Origin of the sequence: Sphingomonas folli (assembly GCF_019429525.1) — a bacterium.
In the GTDB taxonomy this organism is placed as follows: domain Bacteria; phylum Pseudomonadota; class Alphaproteobacteria; order Sphingomonadales; family Sphingomonadaceae; genus Sphingomonas; species Sphingomonas folii.
The window spans coordinates 57,540-78,702 of sequence record NZ_JAHXZL010000014.1 but is presented as its reverse complement, the minus strand read 5'-3'; the positions used below and the strand labels follow the sequence as shown (position 1 = coordinate 78,702).

Annotated in this window: 14 protein-coding genes; 8 read left to right on the top strand and 6 right to left on the bottom strand. The window is 71.0% G+C overall.

The window, feature by feature from the left end; translation table 11 throughout:
- Window positions 1-242 precede the first annotated feature (242 nt).
- A complete protein-coding gene (locus KZ813_RS18725) occupies window positions 243-1,190 on the top strand; it encodes a cation diffusion facilitator family transporter (RefSeq protein ID WP_219756509.1) in 948 nt (315 codons plus the stop codon).
- 142 nt (window positions 1,191-1,332) lie between these two features.
- Here KZ813_RS18725 and KZ813_RS18720 read toward each other — a convergent pair whose 3' ends face one another.
- Window positions 1,333-1,626 carry a hypothetical protein gene (locus tag KZ813_RS18720; RefSeq protein WP_219756508.1) on the bottom strand — a complete coding sequence of 98 codons (294 nt, stop codon included), beginning with the start codon at window positions 1,624-1,626 and terminating at the stop codon, window positions 1,333-1,335.
- A 177-nt stretch (window positions 1,627-1,803) separates the two neighbouring features.
- On the opposite strand from KZ813_RS18720, the gene argS reads away from it, so the two are divergent.
- Both argS and KZ813_RS18710 read left to right on the top strand, forming a co-directional pair.
- Complete coding sequence (gene argS, locus KZ813_RS18715; protein WP_219756507.1) at window positions 1,804-3,531, top strand: arginine--tRNA ligase; 1,728 nt, start codon at window positions 1,804-1,806, stop codon at window positions 3,529-3,531.
- Window positions 3,531-4,271 (top strand): SPOR domain-containing protein, encoded by a 741-nt coding sequence (locus KZ813_RS18710; protein WP_219756506.1) that lies wholly within the window; start codon window positions 3,531-3,533, stop codon window positions 4,269-4,271. The genes argS and KZ813_RS18710 overlap by 1 nt, the downstream gene beginning before the upstream one ends.
- A gap of 217 nt (window positions 4,272-4,488) precedes the next feature.
- On the opposite strand, the gene uvrB is transcribed toward KZ813_RS18710, so the two are convergent.
- Entirely contained in the window at window positions 4,489-6,672 is a 2,184-nt protein-coding gene (gene uvrB / locus KZ813_RS18705; RefSeq protein ID WP_219756505.1) for an excinuclease ABC subunit UvrB, read from the bottom strand.
- A gap of 149 nt (window positions 6,673-6,821) precedes the next feature.
- On the opposite strand from uvrB, the gene KZ813_RS18700 reads away from it, so the two are divergent.
- The 3 genes from KZ813_RS18700 to KZ813_RS18690 all read left to right on the top strand — a co-directional run bounded on the left by KZ813_RS18700 (window position 6,822) and on the right by KZ813_RS18690 (window position 9,212).
- A complete protein-coding gene (locus KZ813_RS18700; protein WP_219756504.1) occupies window positions 6,822-7,259 on the top strand; it encodes a hypothetical protein in 438 nt (145 codons plus the stop codon).
- A gap of 99 nt (window positions 7,260-7,358) precedes the next feature.
- On the top strand, window positions 7,359-8,189 hold the full coding sequence (locus tag KZ813_RS18695) for a ferredoxin--NADP reductase (protein ID WP_219756503.1): 831 nt from the start codon (window positions 7,359-7,361) through the stop codon (window positions 8,187-8,189).
- Between the two features lie 252 nt (window positions 8,190-8,441).
- Complete coding sequence (locus KZ813_RS18690; protein WP_219756502.1) at window positions 8,442-9,212, top strand: class II aldolase/adducin family protein; 771 nt, start codon at window positions 8,442-8,444, stop codon at window positions 9,210-9,212.
- A 129-nt stretch (window positions 9,213-9,341) separates the two neighbouring features.
- Here KZ813_RS18690 and uvsE read toward each other — a convergent pair whose 3' ends face one another.
- Window positions 9,342-10,487 carry a UV DNA damage repair endonuclease UvsE gene (gene uvsE / locus KZ813_RS18685; protein ID WP_219756501.1) on the bottom strand — a complete coding sequence of 382 codons (1,146 nt, stop codon included), beginning with the start codon at window positions 10,485-10,487 and terminating at the stop codon, window positions 9,342-9,344.
- Between the two features lie 242 nt (window positions 10,488-10,729).
- Here uvsE and KZ813_RS18680 point away from each other — a divergent pair, with 242 nt between their 5' ends.
- Window positions 10,730-11,833 carry an ATP phosphoribosyltransferase regulatory subunit gene (locus tag KZ813_RS18680; protein WP_219756500.1) on the top strand — a complete coding sequence of 368 codons (1,104 nt, stop codon included), beginning with the start codon at window positions 10,730-10,732 and terminating at the stop codon, window positions 11,831-11,833.
- Window positions 11,834-11,857: 24 nt separating this feature from the next.
- Here KZ813_RS18680 and KZ813_RS18675 read toward each other — a convergent pair whose 3' ends face one another.
- Window positions 11,858-13,522 carry a M28 family peptidase gene (locus KZ813_RS18675; protein ID WP_219756499.1) on the bottom strand — a complete coding sequence of 555 codons (1,665 nt, stop codon included), beginning with the start codon at window positions 13,520-13,522 and terminating at the stop codon, window positions 11,858-11,860.
- Between the two features lie 222 nt (window positions 13,523-13,744).
- Between KZ813_RS18675 and pepN the strand changes: the two genes are divergently transcribed.
- Window positions 13,745-16,339 (top strand): aminopeptidase N, encoded by a 2,595-nt coding sequence (gene pepN, locus KZ813_RS18670; protein ID WP_219756498.1) that lies wholly within the window; start codon window positions 13,745-13,747, stop codon window positions 16,337-16,339.
- A gap of 257 nt (window positions 16,340-16,596) precedes the next feature.
- On the opposite strand, the gene ppc is transcribed toward pepN, so the two are convergent.
- Complete coding sequence (ppc, locus tag KZ813_RS18665; RefSeq protein ID WP_219756497.1) at window positions 16,597-19,278, bottom strand: phosphoenolpyruvate carboxylase; 2,682 nt, start codon at window positions 19,276-19,278, stop codon at window positions 16,597-16,599.
- Window positions 19,279-19,508: 230 nt separating this feature from the next.
- Window positions 19,509-21,023, bottom strand: a complete 1,515-nt coding sequence (locus tag KZ813_RS18660; RefSeq protein ID WP_219756496.1) for a TadA family conjugal transfer-associated ATPase — start codon at window positions 21,021-21,023, stop codon at window positions 19,509-19,511.
- Window positions 21,024-21,163 lie beyond the last annotated feature (140 nt).

Sequence of the window (21,163 nt, the reverse complement as noted above, 5' to 3'; positions counted from 1 at the left end):
CCCGCTAGCGGGGAAGGGGGAGCGGCGCGCGCAGCGCGGTGGTGAAGGGGGCTTTCCCTATAGCGCGACGTCCGCGGAAGCGCCCCTCCACCACTCGCCTCGCGAGCGGTCCCCCTCCCCGTGCCGAAGAGGATCTTCGTCGCTTCGAGGCAGAGGGTGATCGAGACCACCTCCGCCTCTCGACCGTCGCCCCACGCCACGCCGCTGGCGCCCTCCGCCCGCGCGATGCTAGACGCACCCGCATGGGCCACGGTCACCACCACGCGCACGCGCACCACCAGCACGATCACGACTCGCACGGCCATCATCACCACGCCCTGCCCGAGCGCTGGGACCGCGCCTTCGCGATCGGGATCGGGCTCAACCTCGCCTATGTCGTCGCCGAGGGCGGCGCCGGGCTGGTGCTGGGATCGATGGCGCTGCTCGCGGACGCTGGGCACAATCTCTCCGACGTGCTCGGCCTGGCGGTGGCCTGGGGCGGCGCGACGCTGGCGCGCGCGGCGCCGTCCAAGCGCTTCACCTATGGGCTGAAGGGCTCGACCATCCTGGCCGCGCTCGCCAACGCGCTGCTGCTGCTGGTGGCGATCGGCGCGATCGCGCTGGAGGCGGTGCACCGCTTCGGCACGCCGCAGCCGGTACCGGGGCTCACCGTCTCGATGGTCGCGGGCGCGGGGATCGCGGTCAACGCGGTCACCGCCTGGCTGTTCGCGCGCGGGCGCGACGGCGACGTCAACATCCGCGGCGCCTATCTCCACATGCTCGCCGACGCGGTGGTGTCCGCGGGCGTGGTCGCCGCGGGGATCGCGCTCTACGTCACCGGTTTCGGCTGGATCGACCCGGCGGTGAGCCTCGTCATCGCGGCGGTGATCTTCTGGCAGACCTGGGGCCTGCTGCGCGAGACGGTGGAGATGGCGCTGGCGGCGGTGCCGCGCGGGATCGACTATGACGGCGTGCGCGCCGCGCTGGCGGGGCTGCCGGGGGTGGCCGCGATCCACGACCTGCATATCTGGCCGATGTCGACGACCGAGCCGAGCCTCACCGCGCATCTCTGCATGCCGGGCGGCCACCCGGGCGACGGCTTTCTCCACGCCGCGCAGGAGATGCTGCACGCGCGCTTCGGCATCGGCCACGCGACGCTGCAGGTGGAGACCGGCGCGCCGTGCGGGCTGGCCGACGAGCGGACGGTGTGAGGTAATGGGTTCGACGCTCGGATGAGGTGACCCTCACCCGGCGGCGTCGCCGCTCCGCCCTTCTCCCGCTGGGAGGGGGAGGGGGAGGGGGAGGGTCACCCCCCGGGGCGGTGCTTTACCGCGACCCCGCCCCTCTCGTCGCTCAGTTGGCGACGCCCGCGACGTTGGCCGGCAGGGGCTGCGCGGCGCGGAACGAGACCGGCACGCCGTTGGCCTGGCCCGAGACGCGGTCGCCGTTCACGACGAGGCGGAAGCGACCGCCGCGACCGACCTCGCGGCCCTCGATCACCGTGCGCTGCGAGTCGAGCGCGCTGGTGGTGTAGACATAGGTGTGGCCGTCGCGCGTGAAGCTGCGCTCGGCCGGGGCGGCGGTCGCGGCGGAGGCGGCCAGCGCGGCGGCGGCGGCGGCGGCAGCGAGGATCGTGGCGGTGCGCATGAAGGTTGCTCCAGGCTGGGGGGCGAGTGCCCGTTTGATGCGTCGCAACATGGATGGTGCATCGCAACATGCGCAACTGAGCTGTGCGCAAACGTGATTGCAGCGATTGCAGCTGTGCGGGGGCTCCTCCGCCACGCTTTTGCGTCGCCCCTGCGCATCGGCTAAGGCGCCGCGCCTATGACGCTCTTCACCCGCTTCGCCGCTCATCTCGACGCCGCGCTCGACGCGCTCACCGCCGCCGGCACGCTGCCGGCCGGGCTCGACCGCCGCAACGTCACGGTCGAGCCGCCGCGCGATCCGGCCCACGGGGACCTCGCCACCAACGCCGCCATGGTGCTCGCCAAGCCGGCCGCGACCAACCCGCGCGCGCTCGCCGAGGCGCTGGCAGGCGAGCTGCGCGCGCTGCCCGACGTCGCCGAGGTGAGCGTCGCCGGGCCGGGCTTCATCAACCTGCGGCTGCGCGACGATGTGTGGCGCGGCGAGATCGGCGCGATCCACGCGGCGGCGGCGGATTACGGCCGCTCGACCGGCGGGGCGGGAGTGACGGTCAACATCGAATATGTCTCGGCCAACCCGACCGGCCCGATGCACATGGGTCACTGCCGCGGCGCGGTGGTGGGCGACGCGCTCGCCAGCCTGCTCGAGTTCGCCGGCCACCCGGTGGTGCGCGAATATTATGTCAACGACGCCGGCGGGCAGGTCGACGTCCTCGCGCGCTCGGCGCACCTGCGCTACCGCGAGGCGCTCGGCGAGCAGGTCGGCGCGGTGCCCGAGGGGCTGTACCCCGGCGACTATCTCATCCCAGTCGGCCGCGCGCTCGCCGAGGAGTTCGGCGACCTTTACGCCGCCGCGCCGGAGGGCGAGTGGCTCGCCTTGTTCCGCGCGCGCGCCGTGGCGGCGATGCTGGTGCTGATCCGCGACGACCTCGCGCTGCTCGGCATCCACCACGACCTTTTCTCGTCCGAGGCGGAGCTGCAGGCCGCGGGCAAGCCCGAGGCAGCCGAGGCGTGGCTGCGCGCGCGCGACCTCGTCTACGACGGCGTGCTCGAGGCGCCCAAGGGCGAGACTCCCGACGACTGGGAGCCGGTCGAGCTGCCGCTGTTCCGCTCGAGCCGGTTCGGTGACGACCAGGATCGACCGATCAGGAAGTCGAACGGCAGCTGGACCTATTTCGGCGCCGACCTCGCCTATCACTTCCAGAAGGCGCAGGGCGCCGATCAGCTGATCGATATCTGGGGCGCGGACCATGCCGGCACGGTCAAGCGCATCCAGGCCGCGGTCGCCGCGCTGACCGAGGGGAAGACCCGCTTCGACGTCAAGCTGGTGCAGATGGTGCGGCTGCTGCGCGGCGGCGAGCCGGTCAAGATGTCGAAGCGCGCGGGCAATTTCGTCACGCTCGCCGACGTGGTGCGCGAGGTCGGCAAGGACGTGGTGCGCTTCACCATGCTGACCCGCCGCAGCGACGCGCAGATGGACTTCGACTTCGCCAAGGTGGTCGAGGCGTCGAAGGAGAACCCGGTGTTCTACGTGCAGTACGCGCACGCGCGGGTGCATTCGCTCCACCGTCGCGCGGCCGAGGCGGGGATCAGCGCCGCGGCCGCCGACCTGTCCCGGCTTGATACGGAGGAGCTGGCGCTGGTGAAGCGCGCGGCGCAGTTCCCGCGCGTGGTCGAGACCGCCGCCGCGGCGCGCGAGCCGCACCGGATCGCGTTTTATCTCTATGATTTGGCGGCAGAGTTCCACGCGCTGTGGAACGTCGGCAACGATCGGCCGGAGCGGCGCTTCCTCGTCCCGGAGGACGCTCAGGTCACCGCCGCGCGCTTGTCCTTGGCCAGCGCGATCGGCCAGATTATCCGCAACGGCCTCGCCATCATGGGCGTGGAGGCGGTCACGGAGATGCACTGATGTCGAGGTCTGGGTCGTTCGCGCGCGGCGACGAGGACCGGCTGCCCTGGCTCGAGACGGTCGAGCCCGACGAGCCCGAGGGGGCGCCGGTCGGTCGGGTGGTGCTGCTCGTGCTGCTGGGGCTGGTGGTGCTCGGCGGGGTGCTGTTCGGCCTCTATCACTACCAGCGCGGCGCGGGCGGCGAGGGCGCGCTGATCGCGGCGCCCGCGGGCGACTATAAGATCCGCCCCGACGAGCCCGGCGGGCTCAAGGTGGAGGGCGAGGGCGATTCGGCGATCGCGGCGAGCGCGGGCAGCAACGGCGCGGCGGCGATCGACCTCTCCGCGGTGCCCGAGGCGCCGATCGCGCGCCCGAGCGCGGCGCCGAGCGCGGCACCGAGCGCGGGGCCGACGCCGGGCGGCGGCGCGTCCTCGGTGAGCGCGGCGGTGCCGCAGGCGGCGGCGCCGCTGCGCGCGGCGCGCCCGGTCGCCGCGCCGGTGCCGCGCGTCCCGGGGGCGGGGACGGGCGGCGCGCTGGTGCAGCTCGGCGCCTTCCCGACCGAGGCGGCGGCCAGCGTCGCGTGGAGCGCGATCGCCAAGCGCTTCGGCTATGTCGCCGCGCTGGGCAAGGTGGTGCAGCCGGCGACGGTGAACGGGCGCAGCGTCTACCGGCTGCGAGTCAACGCCGGCAGCGCGGGCGCGGCGGCGGACCTGTGCGGCCGGCTCAAGGTGGCCGGGGAGGCCTGTTTCGTCACGGGGTGAGGCGGCGCTGCGCTTCTTCATCATCCCGGAGCTGTTCCGGGATCCACTCTTCCGCGAGAGCAACGTTCGAAGGATATGCGGCGCGGCGAATCCCGGACCAAGTCCGGGATGACGGAAGGTTCGTTGGTAAGGGGTCGCGCTACGCCGGAGTGACGAGGCCGGCGAGCATCATCGGGGAGGACGGTCTCACCCTCTCACCGAGCGATCCCAGCCGACCTCATCTTTTCCCGAACTTCCGCTGGGTCTTGCCGAACCGCGTCTTGCGCGTCCCCGGCTTGCCCTCGTTCGAGCGGCCCATCAGCGGCGCCTTCTGCTGCTCGACGGGTAGTCCCAGCTCCTCCTGCTCGAGCTGGCGGATCTCGTCGCGCAGCCGCCCCGCCTCCTCGAACTCGAGGTCCGACGCGGCCTTGCGCATCTTCTTCTCGAGCTCCTCGATATAGGCGCGCAGGTTGTGGCCGACCATGTGCGGCCGCTCGTCGTCGATCTCGACCGTGACCTGGTCCTTGGAGGCGACGTGCGCGATGATGTCGCCGATGTTGCGGCGGATCGTCGTCGGCGTGATGCCGTGCTCCAGGTTGTACGCCTCCTGCTTCTCGCGCCGGCGCGCGGTCTCGTTCATCGCGCGCTCCATGCTGCCGGTGATCCGGTCGGCGTAGAGGATCACGCGCCCGTCGACGTTGCGCGCGGCGCGCCCGATCGTCTGGATCAGCGACGTCTCGGAGCGCAGGAACCCCTCCTTATCGGCGTCGAGGATCGCGACCAGCCCGCACTCGGGGATGTCGAGCCCCTCGCGCAGCAGGTTGATGCCGATCAGCACGTCGTACACGCCCAGCCGAAGGTCGCGGATCAGCTCGATGCGCTCCAGCGTCTCGACGTCCGAGTGCATGTAGCGGACCTTGATCCCCGCCTCGTGCATATATTCGGTGAGGTCCTCCGCCATCCGCTTGGTCAGCGTGGTGACGAGCGTGCGATAGCCCTTCTCGGTGGTGGCGCGGCACTCGACGATCAGGTCCTGGACCTGCTCCTCGACCGGCTTGATCTCGACCGGCGGGTCGATCAGCCCGGTGGGACGGATCACCTGCTCGGCGAACACGCCGCTGGCCTGCTCCATCTCCCAGCCGCCCGGGGTCGCGGAGACGCACACGGTCTGCGGGCGCATCGCGTCCCACTCGTTGAAGCGGAGCGGACGGTTGTCGATCGCGGAGGGCAGGCGGAAGCCGTACTCGGCCAGCGTGATCTTGCGACGGTGGTCGCCGCGAGACATGCCGTTGATCTGCCCGATCGTCTGGTGGCTCTCGTCGACGAACAGCAGCGCGTTCTCGGGCAAATATTCGAACAGGGTGGGCGGGGGCTCGCCCGGAAGGCGGCCGGTGAGGAAGCGGCTGTAATTCTCGATGCCGTTGCAGCTGCCCGTCGCCGCGATCATCTCCAGGTCGAAGTTGGTGCGCTGCTCCAGCCGCTGGCGCTCGAGCAGCTTGCCCTCGATCTCCAGCTCCTTGAGCCGCTCGCTGAGCTCGTGGCGAATGGCTTCCGCCGCCTGCTTCATCGTCGGCCCGGGGGTGACATAGTGCGAGTTGGCGTAGATGCGCACCGAGTTGAGCGAGGCGCTCTTCTTGCCGGTGAGCGGGTCGAATTCGACGATCTCCTCGATCTCGTCGCCGAAGAACGAGATGCGCCAGGCGCTGTCCTCATAGTGCGACGGGAAGATCTCGAGCGTGTCGCCCTTCACGCGGAAGTTGCCGCGCTGGAACGCGGCGTCGTTGCGCTTGTATTGCAGCGCGACCAGCTTGCGCACGATCTCGCGCTGGTCGACGCTCTGCCCCCTCTTCAGGTCGAAGATCATCGCGGAATAGGTCTCGACCGAGCCGATGCCGTACAGACACGAGACCGAGGCGACGATGATCACGTCGTCGCGCTCGAGCAGGGAGCGCGTGGCCGAGTGCCGCATCCGGTCGATCGACTCGTTGATCGAGCTCTCTTTCTCGATGTACGTGTCGGAGCGCGGGACATAGGCCTCGGGCTGGTAGTAATCGTAGTAGCTGACGAAATACTCGACCGCGTTCTCGGGAAAGAAGCTCTTGAACTCGCCGTAGAGCTGTGCCGCCAGGATCTTGTTGGGCGCGAGGATCAGCGCGGGGCGCTGCATCTCCTCGATCACCTTGGCCATGGTGAAGGTCTTGCCCGAGCCGGTGACGCCGAGCAGCACCTGGTCGCGCTCGCCCGCCCTGGCGGCGTCGACCAGCTCGCGGATCGCGGTGGGCTGGTCGCCCGAGGGCTGATACTCGCTGACGAGCTTGAAGGGACGGCCGCCCTCGACCTTCTGCGGACGGTTGGGACGGTGCGGGACGAAGTCGTTGCCGGTCTCCGGCTCGGCAAGGGACGTACGGATCTGGATCGCCATGCCGCTGATATGGGCGCGGGAAGGGGCGGGGGGAAGGGTGTGGGACCATGCCGATCCTCCCCGCCGCGCGGTGAGGATCTTGGACACCTAGCCTCTTGCTCTCACACCCGATCGAAGCTACTGCGAGTCAATCGCAAACAGAGGTGTCGATGTACCGTTTCCTCGACCGGCCGCTCGACGAGCTCGACGAGCACCTCCATTTCCTCGTCAGCGCCATGCGCCACTGGACGATGGTGACGCGCGGCGGGCGCTGCGCCTGTCGCGCGCTCGCGCCGGCGTTCGCGTGGCGCGGCGTCAGCGCGGCGCTGCCCGACTTCGCGACGGTGATGGCGGCGCTCGACCGCGAGGGAAAGCGCTGGCTCCGCTTCGGGGCGGCGACCGCGCGCGCGGTGAGCGACGACGAGGCGGTGCTGCTCGCGCTGGTCGAGTCGGCGATGCACGGCGAGCGCGACGCGGCGCGGCGGATCGCGGCGACGCTCGTCACCGAGCCCGCGCTCGCGCGTACCGTCACCGCGATCGAGTGGGTCGCGCTGCGCTTCCTCCAGGCGCCGCTGGCCCAGCGCGACGGCGCGCCGAGACAAGCCTGAGCGCGCCCCGCCCAAGCCCGGCTATCGTTGACCGGGCCGCCCTCGCGTCATAATGCGCCCCATTCGCACGACATTCCCCGTACTCAGACCGGATCGCCGATGACCGACCTCCGCGCGCCAGTGCTCATTCCCGAATCCACCGCCTTCCACAGCGTGGCGGTCACCTGGGTGCGCCACTGGAACGAGCATCTGTTCAGCTTCGCGGTCGAGCGCCCCGCCTCGTTCCGCTTCCGCTCGGGCGAGTTCGTGATGATCGGCCTGCCCGGCGTCGAGGGCGAGGACGGCAAGGCCGCCAAGCCGGTGATGCGCGCCTATTCCATCGCCAGCCCGGCCTGGGCCGAGGAGCTCGAGTTCCTCTCGATCAAGGTGCCCGGCGGCCCGCTGACCGGGCGGCTGCAGCAGATCGAGGCCGGCGACCAAGTCTATCTCGGCAAGAAGCCGACCGGCACCTTGGTGCTCGACGCGCTGCTCGGCGGGCGGCGCCTGTTCCTGCTCTCGACCGGCACCGGGCTGGCGCCCTTCCTCAGCGTCGCGCGCGACCCGGACGTGTACGAGCGCTTCGACGAGGTGGTGGTGGTGCACGGCGTCCGCCGCGTCGACGACCTCGCCTGGCGCGAGACGCTCGAGGCCCGGCTGGCGGACGATCCGCTGGTGTCGGAGCAGGCGGCGACGCAGTTCCGCTACCTGCCGACGGTCACGCGCGAGGACTTCCCGGTCCAGGCGCGCATCCCCGCGCTGATCGAGGACGGGCGGCTGTTCGACGGGCTCGGCGGCGAGGCCAGGTTCGACCCCGAGAACGACCGCGTGATGCTGTGCGGCTCCACCGCGATGATCCGCGAGGTGGCGTCGATGCTCGAGCACCGCGGGCTGGTCGAGGGCTCCAACGCCAACCCGGGGCAGTTCGTGATCGAGCGCGCCTTCGTCGACTGAGGGCTGGGCGGGCGGCCGTTTCTCGTTCCGCGAATGTCCCCCTACTTCGTCATCCCGGAACAAGTCCGGGATGACGAAAGATGAGGAAGGTCGCACCACTTCTGCAAAGGTCCCGCCTTCGCCGGGGTGACGGCTGCGGGAAGAGGGGTCGGATCTATCGGGGCGGCTGCCGTCCTGCTGCTCGCCCAACCGCGCGCTGGCGACTCCGCGGCGCTTCCTCTACGCTCCTCCGAAAATAGGAGGAGAGAGGCGATGGCGACGCTCGCATCCGTGGACACGGCGGCCTATGCGCCCGGCGAGTGGGAGGCGCGGGTCGATCTCGCCGCCGCTTACCGGCTGGTCGCGCTGTACGGCTGGGACGACCTGATCTTCACCCATCTCTCGGCGCGCGTGCCCGGGCCCGAGCACCATTTCCTGATCAACCCGTACGACATGATGTTCGAGGAGATCACCGCCTCGGCGCTGGTCAAGATCGACGTCGACGGCCAGCCGGTCGGCCGCTCGGACCATCCGGTCAACCCCGCGGGCTTCACCATCCACTCCGCGATCCACATGGCGCGCGACGACGCGCACGCGGTGATGCACCTCCACACGCCGCACGGCCAGGCGGTGTCGGCGATGGCGTGTGGGCTGCTGCCGCATACCCAGACCGCGATGATCGCGAGCCACGACGTCGCCTATCACGACTATGAGGGCATCGCGACCGACTTGGACGAGCGCGCTCGGCTGGTCGCCGACCTGGGCACCAGGAACGCGATGATCCTGCGCAACCACGGCACGCTCGCGGTCGGCAACTCGGTCGCGGCCTGTTTCCTGCGGCTCTACTTCCTGGAGCGCGCGTGCCAGGCGCAGGTGCATATGCTGGCGGCCGGCCGCGACGGGCTCAACCCGCCGCCCGAGGGCGTCGAGGAGAAAGTGGCGCACCAGGCGAGCCCGGCGGGGATGGGGATGGTGGCGCAGGCGCTCGCCTGGCCCGCGCTGCTGCGCAAGCTCGACCGTGTGAGCCCGGGGTATCGCGAGTAGCGGCCTGAACTGCGTACAACCACCCCGGCGAACGCCGGGGTTCAATTGGGAAGGCCGGAGCGAGGCCCACTCACGTTCCCCAACTGGGCCCCGGCGTTCGCCGGGGCGACGATGAGGAGGGCGGCTTCCTCACGCCTCGCCCTCGTCCACGTCGGGCGCCTCGTCCGCCGCGGCGCCGCCGCTCGCCAGCGCCGCCTCGTCCGCGGCGAGCGCGTCGGCGTCGGCCGCCGTGATACCGAAGCGCGCCGCCACGTCGGGGGCGTAGCGCAGCAGGTCGGGGCGCAGCTTGAGCAGGCTGATGTCCTTGGCCTTGCCCTCCATCATCACGTCGAACACCAGCCCCGCGGCGGTGCGCATGAAGGTGGCGAACTCGAACGGGTTGGTGAAGTCGGCGTGGCCGGTCCACACCGGCGGCCGCAGCACCGTCTTCACCCGCGCGCCCGCCTTGACCGGCGCTTTGACCAGCTCGCCCGCGCGCACCGTCTTCCCGCTGGCGCGCTGCTTGGCGGTGATCTTCTGCTTCACCTCGCGCATCTCGGTGCGGGGTGAGGAGAAATGGATCTTGGGCCGCACGCCGATGGGCCAGCTCGCCAGGAAGCGCTCCAGCGTGTCACGCAGGTCGAGCCCCTCGGGGTTGAGGCACCAGAAATGCTGATAGTCGAAGATCAGCCGCACGCCGGTGCGCTCGTTGATCCACAGAGCGTCCGCGGCGGAGAAGCGCAGGTCGTCGTTCTCCAGCACCAGCCGACGCCGCACGTGCTCGGGGCAGCGCTCCCACCCGCGCAGCCAGCGCTCGCGGCTGGCGTCATGGTCGTCGTAGACGCCGCCGACGTGCGTCACCATCACGGCCTCGTCGTCGAGGCCCATGCGGTCGAGCATCTCGGCCTGCGACGACAGGTCCCAGATCGACTTGGCGGTGAGCGCCTCGTCGGGGCTGTTGAGCAGCACGTACTGCGACGGGTGGAACGACAGCCTGATGCCGAGCGCGCGCGCCTTGGCGCCGAAGGCGGCCAGCTCGGCGTCGCTCTCGCGCACCATGTCGTGGAACTGCGGCATGTCGGGGTGGGTGGCATAGGGCGCCAGGTCGGACGACAGCCGGTACATGTCGAGCCGCTCGCTGGCGAGATAGTCGAGCACCTTGTCGACCTGCTCGAGCGAGCAGCGCAGGTGCGGACTGGCCTGCCAGCGCCGCGTGTCGCCGCTCTTCAGGCCGGGCTTGCCCATCACCTTGACCGGGAAGCCGAGGCGGAGCGGGTGGTCAGGGGGTGTTGGCATGGCGGGATAACGCCGCGGGACGCGCGCGGGTGCCGTGCTTTCTCAGGCACTTGCGCCTCAGTCTCGGGGACGCGGGGCCGCGAGGTTGACGGCGGCGCGCGCAGCGACCAATCGGGCGGTGAACGGCGGACAGCAGGGCTCGAGGCGCGCGGCCATCGGGTGCGCCGCCGCAACGCGGACGTGACGATGAAGATGACGCCTCACCCCTGCCTCGACGTGGCGGACGAGCGGGAGACGCGCGCGTGACCGCGCTGCTGCCCGAGGGCCTGCGCGACCGCCTGCCGCCGGTGGCCGACGCCGCCGCCGCGCTCGAGGCGCGCGTGCTCGGCGCGATCCGCGCGCACGGCTATGAGCGGGTCGACCCGCCGCTCGCCGAGTTCGCCGAGGGGCTGGGCTCGCGGCTCAAGGCGGGGGCGCTGCAGGACGCGGTGCGGTTCGTCGACCCGGTGTCGCAGCGCACGCTCGCGATCCGGCCCGACCTCACCGCGCAGGTGGCGCGGATCGCGGCGACGCGGATGGGGCACCACCCGCGCCCGGTGCGGCTGAGCTACGCCGGCGCGGTGCTCAAGCTCCGCGCCAGCCAGCTCGCCCCGGCGCGGGAGACGCGGCAGATCGGCGCCGAGTTGTTCGGGCTCGACACGGTCGCGGCGGCGCGGGAGGTGGTGACGGTCGCGATCGAGGCGATCGCCGCGGCGGGCGTGGCGCGCCCCTCGATCGACTTCACCTTGCCCGACCTGGTCGACACGCTCGCCGCGGGCGCGCTGCCGGTCGCGCCCGAGAAGCTCGACGCGCTGCGCCAGCGGCTCGACGCCAAGGACGCGGGCGCGGTCGCCGAGCTGGCGCCCGACTATCTCCCGCTGGTCGCCGCGGCGGGGCCGTTCGACCAGGCGCTGGCGCGGCTGCGCGACTTCGACCGCGACGATGTGCTGGCGTCGCGGCTCGACGCGCTCGCCGCGATCGCGCGCGCGGTCGACGGGCGCGCGCTGCTCACGCTCGACCCGACCGAGCGCCACGGCTTCGAATATCAGAGCTGGCTCGGCTTCTCGCTGTTCGCCGGCGGCGCGACGGCCGAGGTCGGGCGCGGTGGCACCTATACCGTGGTGCACGAGGGCGGCGCGGAGGAGGCGGCCACCGGCTTCTCGCTCTTCGCCGACCGTCTGATCGGCGACCAGCCCGCCGGCGAGCGCCGCCGCCTGTTCCTGCCGTTCGGTACGCCGGCCGAGCAGGGCGCGGCGATGCGCGCGCAGGGTTGGGTGACGGTCGCCGCGCTCGAGCCGGGTGACACGCCCGAGGCGCAGGTGTGCACGCACGTCTACGCGGAGGGGGCGGCGCGCGCGCTCGACTGAGCGCGCCGCCCCGCGCAGCTCATCTCACCGAGCCGCCATCGGGCCCTTGAACAGCAGCCCGAAATAATCGCCCTTGTTCCAGCGCGGCCGGTCGGCGGCGTCGGCGATCCCGCGCGCGATCCGATAGTTGGCGTCGACGAAGCGGACGCCCTGGTCCCACAGGATCGGCTGCGTCAGGTCGTCGCACGGCTTGTGGTAGCAGTTGCCCATGAAGTCGGCGACCGCGGCCTTGCCCGGCCCTTTCTGACCCGGCCACAGGAAGACCGAGGGCACGCCCTTCTGGACGAAGCGGAAATGGTCCGAGCGGACGAAGATCGCCTCTTCGGGCATCGGGTCCGGCGAGAGGCCGACGCCGATGGCACCGACCGCGCGCGCGATGATCGGACCGAGCGACGAGCGGTCGCCGCCGAACGCCACCATGTCCTCGAACTTATAGGTGAGGATCGGCATGTCGAGGTTCACGTCGGCGACGATGTCGGCGATCGGCACGGTCGGGTGGTTGGTGAAATAGTCGCTGCCGACCAGTCCCTTCTCCTCCGCGGTGACGGCGAGGAAGAGCACCGATCGCTTCGGCGGCGCGGCCTGTTTGAAGCGCTTGGCCTCCTCGATCAGGCTGGCGATGCCGATCGCGTCGTCGAGCGCGCCGTTGTAGATCGTGTCGCCCTTCACCGCCTTGCCGACGCCGACATGGTCGAGGTGCGCCGACAGCACCACGGTCTCGCGCCCGACGCTCGGATCGGTGCCCGGGATCATGCCGATGACGTTGCTGCTCGGCAGCGCGCGGAAGCCGGTCGCGCTCTGCACGCTGAGCGTGCCCGCCGCGGCGACGGCGCGAGTGCGCAGCACCTTCTTCTTCGCCGCCCGCGCCATCGCCGCCCAGTCGCGCGCGAAGATCCTGGCCGCGCCGGCGGTGGAGAGCGTGCCGAGCAGCGGCACCGACGGCGTGGCGGTACTGCCGGTGCCGTCGGGCAGCGCCCAGGTCACGCGCTCCGAGTCATATCCTTTCCTGGCCGTGTCGAACCCCGGTGCGCCGCGGCCGGGCGAGCGCAGGTCGGCGATCGCGATCGCCCCCACCGCGCCGTGCGCCGCCGCGGCGGCGAGCCGCGCGGGCGCGCCGCTCAGCGTCGCCGCCACCTCGCTGGGCAGCCCGGCGGGCACCCCGCCGACATAGGCGACGATCTTCCCGCGCACGTCGACGCCGGCGTAATCGTCGATGCCATAGGCGCTCGCCGACAGGCCGTAGCCGACATAGACCAGCGGCGCGGACACGCGCGTCGCTTTGGCGGCCGGGTTGGCGGCGGGCACATAATCGGTGCCGAAGACGAGCGGGCGCGACGTGCCGCCCGCTGGCGTCCAGCTGAAGTCGCCCTGGCCGGCGATCTTGTAGGCGGTGAGCGGCACTTTCTGGAGATAGCCGCCGTCGTCGCCCATCGGCTTGAGCCCGGCGGCATAGAATTGCGCGGCGACATATTGCGCGGCGATGTCATACTCGCCGCTGCCCGCCTCGCGTCCGCGCATCGCGTCCGAGGCGAGGAACATGACGTGCGCCTTCATCGCGGCCTGGTCGGCCGGCAGCGGCGCGGTGAGCGCGGCGTTGCGCGCGGCCGGGGTCGGCAGGGGCGTGGGAGCCTGGGCGGTGGCGACGGTGGCGCAGGTGCAGGCGAGCAGGAGGGCGATACGGCGGTACATCGGCGGCTTTCGAACAATAGGAAAGAATCGCCGTAGCTTAGCTTCGCGCGCCACGCACGCGCCGAGTGGCGGCTGAGGGAGCGCCGAGCCGGTACGTTCGCGCCGGCAGCGCGACTGTCCCGAGGAGCCTCGCATCCTGAGCATGATGCCGGTCGGTGCGGCCGCCGCGGCCGCCGCCGCTTTCCCATGGAACCTGCGCCGCGCCCGATTATAGTCAGGACCATGGACGCACGCCTCACCGCCGCCTCACCGCTCGTCACCTATCGCCGCGACTATCGGCCGCCGGCGTGGCTCGTGCCCGAGGTGGAACTGGACTTCGCGCTCGACCCGACGCTCACCCGGGTCCGCGCGCGGCTCGGCGTGGTACGCCACGGGACGCACGACCAGCCGCTGCGGCTCGACGGCGCGGGGCAGGTGCCGCTGGCGGTGACGGTCGACGGCGCGGCGGCGACCGGCTGGACCCTCGAGGGCGAGCAGTTGGTGATCCCGCTCGACGGCGAGCGCCACGTGATCGAGACCGAGGTGGAGATCGCGCCCGATCGCAACACCCAGCTGATGGGGCTCTACGCCTCGGGCGGGATCCTCTGCACGCAATGCGAGGCCGAGGGCTTTCGTCGTATCACCTATTTCCCAGACCGGCCCGACGTGCTCGCCACCTATCGCGTGCGCATGAGCGCCGACCGGCGCCGCTTCCCGGTGCTGCTCGCCAACGGCGACCCCGTCGCGCGGGGCGAGGGGCAGGACGGCAGTCACTGGGCCGAGTGGCACGACCCTTATCCCAAACCCTCCTACCTCTTCGCGCTGGTGGCGGGTGACCTGGCGGTGAACCGCGACACGTTCACCACCCGCTCGGGGCGCGAGGTGCAGCTCGGCATCTGGGTACGCGCCGCCGACCTGCCCAAGACCGCGCACGCGCTCGACGCGCTCAAGCTCTCGATGGCGTGGGACGAGCGCGTCTACGGTCGTGAATATGACCTCGACGTGTTCAACATCGTCGCGGTCGACGACTTCAACTTCGGCGCGATGGAGAACAAGGGGCTGAACATCTTCAACAGCCGCTACATCCTCGCCGATCCCGACACAGCGACCGACTATGACTATGACGCCATCGCCGCCGTGGTGGCGCACGAGTATTTCCACAATTGGTCAGGCAACCGCGTGACCTGCCGCGACTGGTTCCAGCTGAGCCTCAAGGAAGGCTTCACCGTCTATCGCGACCAGTCGTTCAGCGCCGACCAGGGCTCCGCCGCGGTCAAGCGGATCGAGGACGTGCGCGGCCTGCGCGCGGCGCAGTTCCCCGAGGATTCCGGCCCGCTCGCCCACCCGGTGCGCCCGGAGAGCTACATCGAGATCAGCAACTTCTACACCGCCACCATCTACAACAAGGGCGCCGAGCTGATCCGCATGATGGCGACGATGCTGGGCAACGCCGCCTTCCGCGCGGGCGCCGAGCTGTATTTCGACCGTCACGACGGCACCGCCGCCACCTGCGAGGATTTCGTCCGCTGCATGGAGGAGGCGAGCGGTGTCGACCTCGCGCAGTTCCGCCTGTGGTACAGCCAGGCGGGCACGCCGCGCGTGTCCGCCAGCGTCGGGCACGAGCCCGGCAGCGGCCGCGCGCTGCTCCATCTCGCGCAGAAGGTGCCCGACACGCCCGGCCAGAGCGGCAAGGCGCCCCAGGTGCTGCCGCTGCGCGTGCGGCTGTTCGGCAGCGCCACCGGTGAGCCGCTCGGCGCGGAGCGGCTCGTGGTGCTGCGCGACGCCGCCGAGAGCATCGCCTTCGAGGACGTGCCGGAACGGCCGATCCTCTCGATCAACCGCGGCTTCTCCGCGCCCGTGATCGTGGAGAGCGACCGCACCGCCGCCGATCTCGCCTTCCTCGCGCGCCACGACGACGATCCGTTCGCGCGCTACGAGGCGATGCAGCAGCTGATGCTCGACACGCTGGTGGCGGCGACGGTGGAGGGCGAGGCCGACCATGGCGCGGTGATCGAGGCGGTGGCCGACACGCTCGACGACCCCGGGCTGGACCGCGCCTTCGTCGCCGAGGCGGTGCTGCTGCCGTCGGAGAATTTCATCGGCGATCAGCTCGCCACCGTCGAGCCGGAGGCGGTGTTCGCCGCGCGCGAGGCGCTGCGCCGCGACCTGGCGCGCGCGCTCGACCAGCGTTGGCGCGCCGCCTGCGACCCCGGCGAGCGCGCGCCCTATGCCTACACGCCCGCGGCCAAGGGCGTGCGGCGGCTGCGCAACGTCGCGCTCCACTATCTCCAGGCGGGCGGGGCGGCCGACGCGCCCTCGCTCGCCTGGGCGCAGTTCGACGAGGCGGACAATATGACCGACCGTCAGGGCGCGCTGACCGCGCTGGCGAGCGGCCATTCGGCCGAGCGCGACGCCGCGCTGGCGGCCTTCTACGCGCGCTACGCCGACAACCCGCTGGTGCTCGACAAATGGTTCCAGACCCAGGCGCTGGCCTCGCGCGACGACACGCCCGCGCTGGTCGCCGAGCTGGCGCGCCACCCCGATTTCTCGCTCGCCAACCCCAATCGCGCACGCGCGCTGATCGGTGCCTTCGCGGTCAACCAGCGCGCGTTCCACGTCGCCGGTGGCGCGGGCTATCGCTGGCTGGCCGACCAGCTGCTCGCGCTCGACCCGCTCAACCCGCAGACCTCGGCGCGGCTGCTGCCGCCGCTCGGGCGCTGGCGCCGCTTCGACCCCGCGCGCGCCGCCCTGATGCGCGCCGAGCTGGAGCGGATCGTGGCGACGCCGGGGATCAGCAAGGACCTGTTCGAGCAGGCGTCGAAGAGTTTGGAAGGGTAGGGGGTCGCCGCCGATCGCTCGGAGCGCTGGCGCATGTACGACGTGGGCCGGATCACGCACCCAGGCCTCGTCCCTTCCCCGTCATCCCCGCGCAGGCGGGGATCCAGACGCGCAGGCCCTCGAAGGAGCCGCGACGACAGCGTGTATGGATCCCCGCCTGCGCGGCAATGACGTAGGTCGGAGCCCCCGCGGGGCTGACGAAGGTAGGAAGAGACGACTCGGGCGAGGAACAGGCGCAGGAAGGATGCCTACGACCCTCACCCCGAGTTGCGCAGCGCGGTCGCGATCGCGTTGATCGACAGCAGGATGCCCTGGCGCACGCGCTCGTCGGCCTCGCCCGCGCGATGGCGCTTCATCAGCTCGATCTGGAGCAGGTTGAGCGGCTCGATATAGGGCAGCCGCAGCCGGATCGAGGCGTCGAGCGCGGGGTGGCGCTCCAGCAGGTGCGACTGACCCGTCACGTCGAGCAGCCCGTCATGGGTCTGCCGCCAGCCGTCGCGGATCCGGCCGAACACCGTGTCACGCAGCGCCGCGTCCTCGACCAGCCCGGCGTAGCGCGCGGCGATGCCCATGTCGGACTTGGCGAGCACCATCTCCATGTTCGCCAGCGTCGCGGCGAACAGGGGCCAGCCCTGCGCCATCTCGCGCAGCAGCGCGCGATCCTCGAAGGCGGCGATCGCCTGGCCGACGCCGTACCAGCCCGGCAGCATCACGCGCGCCTGCGCCCAGCTGAACACCCAAGGGATGGCGCGGAGGTCCTCGATCGCGTCGGACTGTTTGCGGCTGGCGGGGCGGCTGCCGATCTTGAGCCCGGCGATCTCGGCGATCGGGGTCATCTGGCGGAAGAAGGTGCGGAAGCCCTCGGTCTCGTAGACCAGCCCGCGATAGGCCCGGAAGGCGGCGTCGGAGAGCCGGTCCATCGCCGCCGCGAAGCTGGCATTGTCGCTGTTCGACAGTGGCGCGGGCTCGAGGCTGGCGAGCAACGTCGCCGAGGCCATCGCCTCCAGGTTGGTCGTGGCGCTCTCGCGCGTGCCGTATTTGCCCGCGATCACCTCGCCCTGCTCCGTGATGCGGATGCGCCCCTGCACCGTGCCCGCGGGCTGCGCGCGGATCGCGGCGAAGCTGGAGCCGCCGCCGCGCCCGACCGCGCCGCCGCGGCCGTGGAACAGCTGCATGCCGACGCCCGCGGCGTCGAACACGGGCTTCAGCGCGGTCGAGGCGCGCGACAGCTGCCAGGTCGAGGTGAGATAGCCACCGTCCTTGTTGCTGTCCGAATAGCCGATCATCACTTCCTGGTGGCCGCGCGCGCGCGCGATGTCGCGCACCTCGGGGATGGCGAACCACTCGGTCATGATCGCGGGCGCGGCCTCGAGGTCCTCGATCGTCTCGAACAGCGGCACCGCCATCACCGCCGCGCTGGCAGGCTCGTCGCCGGAGCCGGGGCGGTACAGCCCGACTTCCTTGAGCAGCAGGTGGACCTCGAGCAGGTCCGAGACCGACTTGGTCATCGACACGATATACTGGCGGATGCAGGTCGCGCCGTAGGTGGCATGCGCCTCGGCCGCGGCCTGGACGATCGCCAGCTCGGACGCGGTCTCGTCCGAGTAACGGCTGAAGCGGCTGGTCAGCGGGCGCGGCGTCGCCAGCTCCTGGCGCAGCAGCATCACGCGCGCGTCCTCGTCGAGGGCGGCGTAATCGGCGCACACGCCGGCCTCGCGCAGCATCTCGGCGACGACCTTCTCGTGCACCGCGCTGTTCTGGCGCAGGTCGAGCGTGGCGAGGTGGAAGCCGAACACCTCCACCGCGCGGATCAGTCGGCCGATCGCGCCCCCCGTGCCGAGCAGCCCAGCGCCCTCGGTCGAGAGCGAGCGCGCGATCGTGACGAGATCGGTCCGCAGCGCGGCGGGATCGGCATAGGGCTCGCCGCGCAGCGTGCCCGGGCGCGGCGCGGGCTCGCCGACCAGCACGCGATAGGTCGCCGCGGTGCGCGCGTAGACGCCGCTGATGGCACGGCGATAGGGCTCGTCGCCGCGGGTCGCCGAGGTGTCGCCGCTCGCCTCCGCCAGCGCGAGCACGCCCTCGTCGACCGCGCCATGGTCGGAGGAGATCGACAGCTCGGCACCCATCGCGTGGAGCTGGTCGAGATAATAACTCAGCACCGCGCGCGCGGCGCGGGCGAGCGCGGCGCGCAGGCTGTCCGCGGTGACGAAGGGGTTGCCGTCGCGGTCGCCGCCGATCCAGCTGCCCGGGCGCAGGAAGGCGGGCACGCGCGCCCCGAGCGCGCGGTCCCAGCGTTGGTAGAGCGCGGGGATCACGGGCAGGAAGACGTCGCGCAGGTAGCTCAGCGCGGTCTCCACCTCGTCGGTGACGTACAGCCGCTCGCGCCGCAGCACGCGCGTCTGCCACAGCAAAGCGACCTGGCGCACGATCGCCTCGTCGACCTGGTCGCCCTCGGGCGTGGTGTCGATCCCGCGGTCGCGCAGCGCCATCAGCTGCGCGATGCGGTTGCGATGGTCGATCATGCTCTTGCGCCGCACCTCGGTGGGGTGGGCGGTGAGCACCGGCGCGATCAGCGCGCGATCGAGCAGCGCGAGCACCTGGTCGCGATCGACCCCCTCCTCGGCGAGCCGCTGGAGCGCGGCGGCGACGTCGGCGCCCTCCTCGGCGGCGATCCCCTGCCGGTCCTCGGCCAGATTGGCGAGCATCGAGAACAGCATGAAGCCGCGCACGAAGTCGAGCGTCTCGTCCAGGTCGAGCGCGCCCAGCCCGACGTCGGGCGAGCCCTGGCCATTGCCGCGGTGGCGCTCGACCGAGGCGGAGCGGATCGCCTCGGTGCGCTCGTAGAGCTTGTCCCCGCCATAAGCGCGGATGACGTCGCCCAGCACGCGGCCGAGATAGCGGACGTCGGGATTGTTGGTGATCGGGGGAAGTGTGGCCATGCCGCGATGCTGCGTCGCGGCGAGAGCGGGGTCAACCGCTTAGGGATGGATTAGGGGGATGGTGCGAGGGCGAGCGCCATGATCCTCCTTCGTCATCCCGGACTTGGTCCGGGATCCACCCATCCACTTATCCAAAGGCCGCTGTTTTCGCGGCGCCGTGGATCCCGGAACAAGTCCGGGATGACGGAAGAGAGAGGAGCGTCAGTCTACCGGAGCGTCTTGCTCCACGCTCAAAGACACGCCTCCAGATACGCCTGGTCGAAGCCGAACTGCTTGGCCTTGTCGAAGGTATACGGACGCAGCCCCATCGAGCGATACTCGCCGATGATCTTGCCGTCGGCGCTCTCGTCGAGATACTCGAACTTGAACAGCTCCTGCGTCACGATCACAGGACCCTCCATCCCGATCACCTCGGTGATGTTGGTGACGCGGCGCGAGCCGTCGCGCAGGCGCTTGACCTGGATGATCATGTCGACCGAGTCGGCGATCTGGCGGCTGATCGCCTCCTTGGGCACCTTGATGTCCGACATCATCACCATGTTCTCCATCCGTGCCAGCGCCTCGCGCGGGCTGTTGGAGTGGAGCGTGCACATCGACCCGTCGTGGCCGGTGTTCATCGCGGCGAGCATGTCGAAACACTCGCTGCCGCGGATCTCGCCCAGGATGATGCGGTCGGGGCGCATGCGCAGCGCGTTCTTGACGAGGTCGCGGATCGAGATCTCGCCCTGGCCCTCGAGGTTGGCGGGGCGGGTCTCCAGCGGCAGCCAGTGCGGCTGCTGGAGGCGGAGCTCGGCGGCGTCCTCGATCGTCAGCACGCGCTCGCCCGGGTCGATCATCTTCGACAAGGCATTGAGCATCGTCGTCTTGCCCGAGCCGGTGCCGCCCGAGATCACGACGTTGAAGCGGCACGCCCCCGCGATCTTCAGCGCGGTGGCCATCTTCTGCGACATGCTGCCGAAGCCCGCCATCATGTCGAGCGTGATCGGCTTGGCGGAGAACTTGCGGATCGAGATGGCGGTGCCGCGCAGGCTGAGCGGCGGCACGATCACGTTGACGCGGCTGCCGTCCTTCAGGCGCGCGTCGGCCAGCGGCGTGGTCTGGTCGACGCGGCGGCCGACCGAGTTGCAGATCCGCTGCGCGATCTGGAACAGATGCTCCTCGTCGCGGAACTGGATGTTGGCCAGCTCCAGCTTGCCCTTGCGCTCGACGAAGGTCTGGTCGGGCCCGTTGACCATGATGTCGCTGATGTCGGCGTCGGCGAGCAGTTCCTCGAGCGGCCCGAGACCGAGCAGCTCGTCGACCAGCACCTTCTCGAGCGCGAACTGCTCGCGGCGGTTGAGCGTCAGCTTGAGCTCGGCGAGCACCTCGCCGATGATCGGGCGGAATTCCTCGGCGAGCTCGTCCTTGCCGAGCGTCGCGGCGGCCTCGGGGTCGACGCGCTCGAGCAGGCGCGGCAGCACCTGCTCCTTGATGCGGTGGATCGAGGCCTCGAAGCCCTCCATCCGGCTCGCCCCGGCGTCGCCGCTGGCGTTCTGGCGGTCGGCGAGCCGCTGCATCGCGTCCACGGTGCCCTGCGGCAGCAGCGAGGCGTCGCCTTCGCCGGGCAGCGCGAGCGCGTCGACGACCGGGAAGGGCTCGGGCTCGGGGCGCGCGAGCGGGTTGGCCTGCATCGGCCGCGCCACGCCGAAGCCGCCGCGCGCGCCAGTCGTCCCCATCCCGCCGTTGCGGCGTCCGAACGCGTTCATCGACCCGGTCATCCTCGAAAGTCCGGGGTCCGAGCTAAGCGACAAGCCTTTATAATCGCCTAACCACGGGCACGACCGGCATCGGCCGGTCGTGCCCGTGCCCCGGCGTAGGCCGGGGCCCAGTCAGCAATACCATCCCC